Origin of the sequence: Psychrobacter urativorans, from assembly GCF_904846695.1 — a bacterium.
Lineage (GTDB): Bacteria > Pseudomonadota > Gammaproteobacteria > Pseudomonadales > Moraxellaceae > Psychrobacter > Psychrobacter urativorans.
This window is the reverse complement of record NZ_CAJHBR010000020.1, coordinates 37,642-47,869: the sequence shown is the minus strand read 5'-3', so window position 1 is coordinate 47,869 and position 10,228 is coordinate 37,642. Positions and strand designations below refer to the sequence as shown.

Annotated in this window: 8 protein-coding genes; 3 read left to right on the top strand and 5 right to left on the bottom strand. The window is 40.5% G+C overall.

Going from position 1 to position 10,228, the window contains the following annotated elements; genetic code table 11:
- The first annotated feature begins 500 nt into the window (after nt 1-500).
- Both JMY09_RS11895 and JMY09_RS11890 read left to right on the top strand, forming a co-directional pair.
- Nucleotides 501-1,553: a 5'-nucleotidase gene (locus JMY09_RS11895; protein WP_201623811.1), complete on the top strand. Its 1,053-nt coding sequence runs from the start codon at nt 501-503 to the stop codon at nt 1,551-1,553.
- Between the two features lie 36 nt (nt 1,554-1,589).
- A complete protein-coding gene (locus JMY09_RS11890) occupies nt 1,590-2,207 on the top strand; it encodes a rhomboid family intramembrane serine protease (RefSeq protein ID WP_201623810.1) in 618 nt (205 codons plus the stop codon).
- Here JMY09_RS11890 and JMY09_RS11885 read toward each other — a convergent pair.
- The 5 genes from JMY09_RS11885 to JMY09_RS11865 form a co-directional block, all read right to left on the bottom strand.
- Nucleotides 2,182-2,727, bottom strand: coding sequence for a hypothetical protein (locus JMY09_RS11885; protein ID WP_201623809.1), 546 nt, complete (start codon nt 2,725-2,727; stop codon nt 2,182-2,184). The genes JMY09_RS11890 and JMY09_RS11885 overlap by 26 nt on opposite strands.
- Nucleotides 2,728-2,910: 183 nt before the next feature.
- Complete coding sequence (locus JMY09_RS11880) at nt 2,911-4,779, bottom strand: sodium:solute symporter family protein (RefSeq protein ID WP_201623808.1); 1,869 nt, start codon at nt 4,777-4,779, stop codon at nt 2,911-2,913.
- A 4-nt stretch (nt 4,780-4,783) separates the two neighbouring features.
- The gene (locus tag JMY09_RS11875; protein WP_201623807.1) at nt 4,784-5,044 is read right to left on the bottom strand and encodes a DUF4212 domain-containing protein; all 261 of its coding nucleotides are present in this window, start codon (nt 5,042-5,044) and stop codon (nt 4,784-4,786) included.
- A gap of 588 nt (nt 5,045-5,632) precedes the next feature.
- Nucleotides 5,633-7,348 carry a cation acetate symporter gene (locus tag JMY09_RS11870; RefSeq protein WP_201623806.1) on the bottom strand — a complete coding sequence of 572 codons (1,716 nt, stop codon included), beginning with the start codon at nt 7,346-7,348 and terminating at the stop codon, nt 5,633-5,635.
- A 1-nt stretch (nt 7,349) separates the two neighbouring features.
- The gene (locus tag JMY09_RS11865; RefSeq protein ID WP_201623805.1) at nt 7,350-7,682 is read right to left on the bottom strand and encodes a DUF485 domain-containing protein; all 333 of its coding nucleotides are present in this window, start codon (nt 7,680-7,682) and stop codon (nt 7,350-7,352) included.
- A 937-nt stretch (nt 7,683-8,619) separates the two neighbouring features.
- Between JMY09_RS11865 and JMY09_RS11860 the strand changes: the two genes are divergently transcribed.
- Nucleotides 8,620-10,119: an alanine/glycine:cation symporter family protein gene (locus JMY09_RS11860; protein ID WP_201623804.1), complete on the top strand. Its 1,500-nt coding sequence runs from the start codon at nt 8,620-8,622 to the stop codon at nt 10,117-10,119.
- Nucleotides 10,120-10,228: the final 109 nt, after the last annotated feature.

The following is a 10,228-nucleotide window of genomic DNA, read 5'->3' as shown; positions in this document are numbered from 1 at the left end:
TCGCGCCAATGGTAGTGTGGCTCCGGCCATGTGAGAGTAGGTCATCGTCAGCTCTCTATTCTAAAATTCCCTAATCAGTTATCTGGTTAGGGAATTTTTTTATCTTTACTTTAGTAGTGACCTACACCGAAAACCCTATTTAAAGGGTTTTCTCTTGCGCAGCCTAACAAAGCACTGCTTTGTTTTAACAGCGCTCAGGTTATCGTCAGCTCTCTATTCTAGATAAAGCCCCCAACGTTAATTCGTTGGGGGCTTTTCTTTTTTTGCCTATAATATTAGTCGATTGCAAAAAATACTGACCTTATATTATTTATAATAAAAAAGACTGCTATGGCAGTCTTTTTTTGCGCTATAGCTTATAGTTAGGTATTGAGTATCCGATTTTATTACAAGGATATGATGTGATAGCAACTTTTATCATCATTATATATTTTGCTACTGTAGTAAACTTAGCTTAAAGTAATCATTCAAAATATAAGTTTTTATATAAGTAGAAAATTATGTCAGTCGATTTTAGTAATACCTTGATAGTGGCTATTTCTGCCACTGCTTTATTTGATTTATCTGAATCAGAAAACCATCTGCTACAGTTGCTTGAGCACCGTCCTAACCGAGCTATAAAAGAGTTTCGTGACTATATGGCTGAGCGTGAGAATGAGCCTTTGGCTATAGGAGCAGGCTACCCACTTATAAAAGCTTTGCTTAACCTCAATAACTATTGCCATGATTGCACTCAGCCAGATATAGATCTTCAGGCTCCCTTAGTCGAAGTAGTGATCGTCTCCAAGAGTAGTCCTGATACTGGTATACAAGTGCTCAACGCCATTCGTGAGCATGGTCTGAGTATTTCACGTTCAGCTTTTATATCGGGTAGTTTAGTAGCGCCTTACATTAATGATTTTAATATTGATTTGTTTTTGACTACTAATCGTAATGACGCTCAGCAAGTCGCTGATGCCAATATTTGTGCTTGTGCTATCCTTGATGCCACCCCAGTAAATACTTATGAGTTAGACACCGAGCAGCTGCGGATAGCTTTTGATGGTGATGCGGTACTGTTTGATGACTCAGGAGAGCTATTGTATAAGCAGAAGGGTCTAAAGGCTTTTCATGACCGTGAAGCACAGATGCGTGATTTACCGATTGAAAAAGGTCCTTATGCTGAGCTGTTGATTAAGTTATCGAAGTTACAAGAGCGTCTACCTGTGCACATGGATCATCGGCCTATTAATATCGCTTTAGTAACTGCCCGTAATGCACCAGCCGATTTGCGAGCGATAAAGACGCTGCGACAATGGGGAGTAGACGTTGATATGGCTTTTTTTCTAGGAGGTCTTGATAAAACAGCCGTGCTAAAGACCTTTGCACCGCATATATTCTTTGATGACTCTATAAAGCACATTGATGCTGCACGTAACTTTGTGCCAACCGCCTTAGTACCTTATCATTCCACTTCGCTGCTACATGCTAATAACTACTCAACAGGCGATAAAGATGCTTCACTGCTGTCCTTTGTGCCTGTCGAGCCCGCTGTTTTGTCTGTAAATTACTAAAATTGTGCATTTACAATAATACTAGGCTCTTTATCTATGAATTGGCAATCGTTGCTTTCTTTGATTATAGTGCGCTTAAAGCAAGTCATTGGCTTATACGCCTTTGTACTCGTCCCTATGTGGGTTATGTTTTTCGTCAATAATATCTTTTTATTTGGCTTGTGGAATATATTCGGTATTGCCCCGCGCACCTTTGATTTACGCAGTATAGTGGGGGTGTTTGCCTCTTGGACTATGCATGGTGACATTACTCACATCATAGGTAATAGCTTAACCTTGCTACAGATACTTTTTCTATTTGGCTTATTTGAGAACAATGCTTATCGCACGATTTTGAAGCTTATAATCGCCTCAGGAGTGATGACATGGTTGATCGGGTCGGAATCATCAATTCATATCGGTGCTTCAGGACTTTGTTTTGCGATGCTCGGGTTTATGATAGGGGGAGCGGTATTTGCGAGACGATGGGGCTATTTGTTAGCTTGTATTGTTATGGGTGCAGGGTTTTGGTTTACTATTAAACAAGGACTAATGCCTCAGCAAGGTATCTCCTTTGCGGCGCATTTTGGTGGTCTATGCGCCGGTCTGCTATTAGGAGCTAATTCTAAACATCACTATTCATCAGTAACTAAGTATTCTTCGAACATACGCTGATAAATATAGGGTCGTCTTTAGTCAACGGCCGCCATGCAGTGGTTTGCTTGACATGATCATCAATGCTCAGCGTACTGTCTTTTTCTTGTAGAACATAATCTGCACGTGCAGGAGTAGCGCAATCTATAACTTGCGGCATCTGTTGGACACTTCTACGGCGCTCAAACAGATATAAGTTAACCAAATACATGTCTTTGTTATCTGCATTGGCGCGTGCATTGCCAGCGTCGGCGGCTATAAAGCGAAAAGTTTGCGGTTTCACATAGGACCAAGGACGAAACCAAGTGCTTTCTTCAACTTTTTTAACAACCGTTACTCCTTTAGGAAGTTCGGCAACTTGTTGGCTGAACCAGTTGTATTCTTGATTTATTTGAAAAGCAAAAATACCAATAGCACCAAACAAAGGAATAAGCCATTTTGGCGCCCGTTTACCTGCCAATTTGGATAGGTGAGTTATAATCAGTGCCACACCAGCTAAGCCGAAACCGGCAGCTATAGTAGCGATAAACTCAAATAGCATAACAGCTGTCCTTAACGCCATAGGCGCATTTAACACAATAATGAGTCGTCATAAAGTCTACCTCAATCAAAGCTACTTTATAACCTTAGGATAAAAAAATCACTCACAAGCAGCTACTGCCTGTGAGTGATAGATAGAGTAACTAACGATATCTTTAACATTTAAGCTTATTATATCTATAGCTTAATGGTCAATGGCACCGCCAGCACCACGTGGAGAACGTACGCTTTCAACCAACTCTTGGATATGTGCTGGTGGTGGCGCAGTAGCGTAAGATACAGCGAACGCTACGATAAAGTTAAGTAAGGCACCGACCGCACCAAATGATAATGGCGAGATACCAAACAACCAGTACTCTTCAGTATCAGGGAAGTTTGCAGTGCCAGTGATGAAGAACCAACCTTTAAACATAAAGATATAGACTAAGATACTAATCAAACCCGTTAACATACCGGCGATAGCGCCAAGGTTGTTAATACGCTTAGAGAAAATACCCATCATTAGTACTGGGAACAGTGAAGCACCCGCAATACCAAAGGCTAGGGCTACTACTTGTGCGGCAAATCCTGGTGGATTAATACCCAAGTAAGTGGCAACCACGATCGCTACGCCCATAGTGATACGAGCATATTTTAACTCGTCTTTATCACTGATGTTCGGATTAAGGTTTCTTTTGATCAAGTCATGACTGATCGCTGATGAGATTGCGAGTAATAGGCCAGCTGCTGTTGATAATGCTGCTGCCAAACCACCTGCGGCGATAAGACCGATAACCCAACCTGGTAACTGGGCAATTTCTGGGTTAGCTAATACTAAGATATCAGCATTCACGTCTAACTCGTTACCTGCCCAACCTCTGTCAGTAAAGACGCCATCACGCTCTAAGTCATGCTTGACACGTGCTTCATTAACTGCAGTTGTAGCCGCAGCAATGTCGCCGCCGTCAGCTTGTGCTGCTTTTAATGCGAGCTCAGCGGCGCCAAGTCCACTATCGCTATATAACTGAATGCGACCGTCATTATTCAAGTCGTTATACTTGATAAGACCTGTCTCTTCCCAAGTATTCATCCAATCAGGACGCTGATTATATTCAATAGCAGGCTGTTCTACGCCTTGTGGGTAGATAGTGTCGATTAAGTTTAAACGCGCCATAGCACCTACTGCTGGAGCAGTAAAATATAGTAGCGAAATAAACACTAAAGTCCAACCAGCTGTCCAACGTGCGTCAGCAACTTTAGGGACTGTGAAGAAACGAATGATAACGTGTGGCAGACCTGCTGTACCTATCATTAGAGATAGAGTAAATAACACCATATTTAGCTTGTTAGGTACGTCAGCTGTATAAGAGGTAAAACCTAAGTCAGTAACAACTTGGTTCAGCTTAGTCAAGATAGGAACGCCAGATTCTACGTGGTTTGAGAACAAGCCTAAACCTGGGATCGGGTTACCCGTCAACTCAAGCGAAATAAATACTGCAGGGATAGTATAAGCAATCATCAGTACTACGTACTGAGCAACCTGAGTGTAAGTAATCCCTTTCATACCACCAAGTACGGCATAGAAGAATACCACTACAGCAGCGATAATAAGACCAGTTGTGCTTTCAACTTCTAAGAAGCGTGAGAATGCAACACCAGCACCAGTCATCTGACCGATAACATAAGTAGTAGAAGCAATAATCAAACAGACCACGGCTATCATAGCGGCAGTCTTAGAGTAAAAACGGTCGCCAATAAAGTCAGGAACCGTGAACTTACCGAATTTACGTAAGTAAGGGGCTAGCAGCATGGCTAGTAGAACATAACCACCAGTCCAACCCATCAAGTACGTTGATGCGCCGTAACCACTAGTTGCAATAATACCTGCCATTGAGATAAATGACGCAGCACTCATCCAATCAGCAGCCGTTGCCATTCCGTTGACTACTGGATGCACACCGCCGCCAGCAACATAGAACTCACTAGTTGAACCTGCACGTGCCCACCAAGCAATACCGAAGTATAAAGCGAAAGATAGACCTACAAAAATGATATTAATAGTAAATTGACTCATAGGGCTATTCCTCGTCTACGCCATATTGTTTATCTAACTTATTCATACGCCAAGCGTAGAAGAAAATTAAGATGATGAATATGCCAATCGACCCTTGTTGAGCAAACCAAAAGCCTAAATCAGTACCGCCAATTTTAATACCTGAAATCAACGGACGTAACAAGATACCGAACCCATATGAGCACAGTGCCCAAACAATAAGGCTACCTATAATAAGACGGATATTGGCGCGCCAATAACCAGATGGATCGTTATACTTATCCATATGACAACTCCTTTTGTCTAACATAAAACAGGGTAGATGGTTGGCATATACCCAGCAGTTATAATCTAACGTTCATCCCTTAACAAAAAAGCCAGCTATGCTATGATTCTAAACTTCGCAAAACAGTTTGATGAATCCAAATAACTGGCCACAATTATTAAAAAATAGGGCAAGAATCTCTGAAAATATTATATATGAAATATCGAATATTTGTTCAATAATACTAAAGATTGTAAAAACAATCTATCTAATTAAATAATGAAGCGGTAGCAAAAGCAAAATAGACGCAGTGTGTTCTAAATATAATAACTGATAAGCTAATAGTTTTAATTCCATAACTACGTAATGGACTTATTATAGTTGTCCATTGTAAACCTCTAAAAAATATATGCAACGTTAACAATAAATGAATTTAAATTACTTTATGTAACTAAATATTTATTTAATAGAAACAACACAGGTTAGCAGTTTGCTAACACTATAAATTTCTATAAAAAAATCACTCACAAGCTACTGCCTGTGAGTGATGAATAGCACCATTATAAAGAGACTACTATACTATTAATGTACTAGATAATCATTAATCTATTAGTGGTCAGAAGCACCAGATATGCCAATGCCGGTTTGCGAACGAACAAACTGAGCATCAAATGCCTTACGTTCTTTTTCTGCACGGGCTGATTTATCCGTTACCGAGAAAAACCAACAGCATAGGAATGATAGTGGCATAGCAAATAATGCCGGACCATTGAATGGGTTAGGTGCGGTCTCGGAAATCCCAAGCGTATCGACCCAAACGGCTTTAGATAGAATAATCAAACCAACAGCGCCTACTAGACCAACAATACCGCCAATTACAGCGCCACGCGTTGTCAAACCCTTCCAAAACATCGACAGTACTAGTACTGGGAAGTTGGCACAAGCAGCTACCGAGAATGCTAGACCAACCATGAAAGCAACGTTTTGTTTTTCAAACAAGATCCCTAGAATCATAGCGAAGACTGCCAAACCTAAAGTGGCATATCTTGAAACTTTCATTTCAGACTCAGGGGTAGTTTGACCTTTTTTAAACACGTTAGCATATAGGTCATGCGAAATAGCCGATACCCCTGAAAGCGTCAGACCAGCTACTACCGCAAGGATAGTGGCAAAGGCAACGGCTGAGATAAAGCCCATAAATAAATCACCGCCTAGCGCTTCACTTAAGTGAATGGCGGCCATATTATTACCACCAGTTAACTCTAATTGACCAGTAAGTGCTGATTTTGCGACATCAAGAAACTGTGGGTTATTGGCAATGAACAAGATGGCACCAAAACCAATAATAAAGGTCAGTAGGTAAAAGTAGCCAATAAATCCGGTTGCAACCACAACAGACTTACGCGCTTCTTTGGCATCTTTTACCGTGAAAAAGCGCATTAGGATATGAGGTAATCCTGCGGTACCAAACATGAGTGCAAGACCAAGTGATAGGGCATCAATTGGATTTTCAGTCAGTTTGCCAGGTCCCATAATCTTAACGGCATCTGTAACACTAGTGCTATGGGCTTTGCCATAGGCAACGATCGCCTGATTGAACATATTACTAAAGCTAAAATCAACCGATTTCATGACCATAAATGCCATAAAGGTTGCACCACTTAGTAGCATAACTGCTTTAATAATTTGTACCCAAGTGGTTGCCAACATACCACCGAATAGAACGTAGGCAGTCATCAATAAGCCTACTACAACTACGGCAATATTATAGTTCAAACCAAATAGCAGTTTGATTAACTGACCGGCACCCACCATCTGTGCAATTAGATAAAAAGCGACTACCACTAAAGAACTAAAAGCTGCCAGTGTGCGTACAGGCTTCTCTTCTAAGCGAAATGAAACCACATCGGATAAGTTGAATTTACCCAGATTTCGCAGGCGTTCTGCAATGAGGAATAATACGATAGGCCAACCGACCATAAAGCCGAGTGAGTAGAGCAAGCCGTCAAAACCCGAACTAAATACTAATGCTGAAATACCAAGAAAAGATGCGGCTGACATATAGTCACCTGCAATCGCTAAACCGTTCTGAAAACCACTGATTCCACCGCCTGCCGTATAAAAATCTGCGGTTGATTGGGTTTGCCCAGCGGCCCATTTAGTAATTACTAGCGTAAAACCAACAAAGATCATAAACATGATAATTGCAGGCCAATTGGTTGCCTGTTGCTCGGCAACTCCTAAATCAGGACCCGCAAGTGCCATAGTAGAGCAGCATAAACTTATGAGTGCGACTAGTATCGCTTTAGGTGATGTTAATGTCATCTCAATGCGTTCCTTCTTCGTGTGCAATGGCCTCAATTTCTTTAAGGGTTTCTTCATTGAGTGAATCAAGCGTGTTGTTGGCAATATACGAATATACGCCACACAACACAAATGACAGCACGATAATCCCTAGTCCTAAGGGAATTCCCCAAGTAGTAACACCTCCACTAAACGAGCTTGCTAAAAATGGTTTATTGTAACCAACCAAAAGCATAAAACCGACGTAAACAAACAGCATAATTGCAGTTAACGTCCAGCTAAGTCTGCGCTTTTTACTTACCATCTCTTGAAACTTTGGATTATTCATAATTCGTTCTACCTGTGAATCATTCATAACCAACTCCTTGTTTTTTGGTCCAATCATGGACTGCTGCTTCAAATGGGGTATTTCATTGTCTAAATGAGCAAGTGACTGAAGTGTAGATACCTAATTTATCCCCGATCAAAGCACTATTTAGCAAAAGCTAATCGTGCAGTGCTTTATTGACCGACTATCACAGTCTTTGCTTTGGCTTACCTGAATAAAAATTCAGTAGCCTTGACTATGGATTTTCATCTCATCTCTTGTGTTTCTAACAATGTCGTCTAACGCTTGGTTACTCTTTATTACCATACTCATATGAACGGTAGTAATTCACCGATAAAGAATATATAAAAATTTCATCCAATTAACAATAAAAATATTTACTTTACTTTTTGTAACTAAATGTTTAATGCTAATTAGCTAGCAACTATTTATAGGATGCGAATGATGTTGATGTGCTTACTGATGACTATGCTTGGACAAACCCCTGTTTGCACTATGGCTTTATTATTATAAACATAATAAAGCTTACTGATAATAAATGGCAGCTATTTTATAAATAAAGTTTGTGAAGTGATAATTGATCTTTATGGGACGTAATAATTCGCCCATTCAAATCAACTAAGTGCTGTAAATATTTGATTCTAACTATAATCTACAAATATTATTTTTCTATATCAGCAATGATAATCAAGCAGAAGCTGGGCAAATGGCTATTTACATAATGTTTAAAATTTGTAGGATAAGAGAAAAAAACAATCTAATGATTCATATTCAGCTAAAATGCCGCCACATGATATATCTCAGTTACCTTGAAACATATGAAGTTGTTATTTATTAGTGTTAAACAAAAGTAGTTAAAACACTATGAATAGGTGAGTGAGAGTCATAAAGACATTAGGATCTGCTTAATATCATTGGTGATATCAACAGGTCTCCTATATAAAATATAAGTGTGGAGCGTAATATGAGTGAAGGGATAGCGGGTTGGTTTAACGACATTGTAAACTATGGCGTAAGTGTCATCTGGGGCAATAATGATTGGTTGATTGTTGGTAATCCTTGGTATGGATTATTGATGTTTGTACTGATTGGCGCAGGTGTCTATTTTACCCTTGCTACTCGTTTTGTACAGTTTCGCTACTTTGGTCATATGTGGAAGTTATTACGAACCTCTAATCAGGGTCGCAAAGATGGAGGCATCAGCTCCTTTGAGGCGCTAATGACCTCGCTGGCCGCTCGAGTAGGTACTGGTAATCTAGCAGGGGTAGCGATTGCTATTTATCTTGGTGGTCCAGGAGCGGTTTTTTGGATGTGGATGACCGCTATAGTAGGGATGTCGACTAGTTTTATTGAGTCCACTCTAGCGCAAGCCTATAAAGTTCCACATACTGATGACAATGTCTATCGTGGTGGACCCGCTTATTATATTGAAAAGGGCTTAGGTCAGCGCTGGATGGCAGTGTTTTTCTCCATTTGTCTGCTAATCGCTTTTGGCTTAGCATTCAATGGGGTGCAGTCTAATACTATCGCTCAGGCAACTCATGAAGCCTTTGGGGTGCCAACTTGGATGACAGGTCTAGTATTAGTATTGTTAGTAGCACCAGTAGTATTTGGTGGTTTACGTTCAGTAGCTCGCATTGCCGGCAAAGTAGTACCCGTAATGGCGATTTTATATATCCTGTTAGCATTATTCATTATTGTTACTAACTTTAGTCAGTTTCCAGCAGCGATTGTGCTGATTGTTAAGTCGGCATTTGGCTTTGAGCAGGCAGCAGGTGGGGTGATAGGTTATGGTATCGCCCAAGCTATGATTAATGGTATCAAGCGCGGTTTGTTTTCGAACGAAGCCGGTATGGGGTCAGCGCCTAATGCTGCAGCGACTGCTAAGAGTAGTCCTGATCACCCAGCGGTCCAAGGGTTTATGCAGATGTTAGGGGTATTCATTGATACCCTAGTGATTTGTACAGCGACTGCCTCCATTATTATTTTATCAGGTGTGGTCAATCCTGATGTTGAGCAAGAAGGTATTCAGTTAACTCAGCTAGCTTTATCGCAATATGTTGGTGATTTAGGGGTAATATTCGTAGCAATTGCGATTTTCTTCTTCTCATTCACATCGATCATTGCTAACTATAGCTATGGCGAGTCCAACCTCGAATTTATCTCTGGTAGTAAAAATGCCAAAGTAATGATTATGGTGTTTCGCTTCTTAGTACTAGGTATGGTATTCGTCGGAGCGGTTGCAAGCTTACCCGCTATCTGGAACTTTGCTGACTTATCTATGGGTTTGATGGCTTTGACTAACTTAATAGCAATTGTTCTATTATCACCAGTAGCCCTACGCATACTGCGTGATTATGAACGTCAAGTTAAGGAAGGCAAGTCAGGTGACCAAATCACCTTTAATCCTGATCACTTTGTTAAGCTAAAAGATGAAGCCAATCGTGAAGCTTGGCCTGACTAGTTTAAATTAGTGATAACAAAAAGCCCGCTCGTTAATGAGCGGGCTTTTTATTGGACAGTTTTTAATATATAAGCTTAGGACTAAAGCTTTAAACCAACCCTAGTCTTTA

Coding starts and splice junctions, on each gene's coding strand:
- JMY09_RS11895 (WP_201623811.1), top strand. CDS start 501: ATGTCAGTCGATTTTAGTAATACCTTGATAGTGGCTATTTCTGCCACT.
- JMY09_RS11890 (WP_201623810.1), top strand. CDS start 1,590: ATGAATTGGCAATCGTTGCTTTCTTTGATTATAGTGCGCTTAAAGCAA.
- JMY09_RS11885 (WP_201623809.1), bottom strand. CDS start 2,727: ATGCTATTTGAGTTTATCGCTACTATAGCTGCCGGTTTCGGCTTAGCT.
- JMY09_RS11880 (WP_201623808.1), bottom strand. CDS start 4,779: ATGAGTCAATTTACTATTAATATCATTTTTGTAGGTCTATCTTTCGCT.
- JMY09_RS11875 (WP_201623807.1), bottom strand. CDS start 5,044: ATGGATAAGTATAACGATCCATCTGGTTATTGGCGCGCCAATATCCGT.
- JMY09_RS11870 (WP_201623806.1), bottom strand. CDS start 7,348: ATGACATTAACATCACCTAAAGCGATACTAGTCGCACTCATAAGTTTA.
- JMY09_RS11865 (WP_201623805.1), bottom strand. CDS start 7,682: ATGAATGATTCACAGGTAGAACGAATTATGAATAATCCAAAGTTTCAA.
- JMY09_RS11860 (WP_201623804.1), top strand. CDS start 8,620: ATGAGTGAAGGGATAGCGGGTTGGTTTAACGACATTGTAAACTATGGC.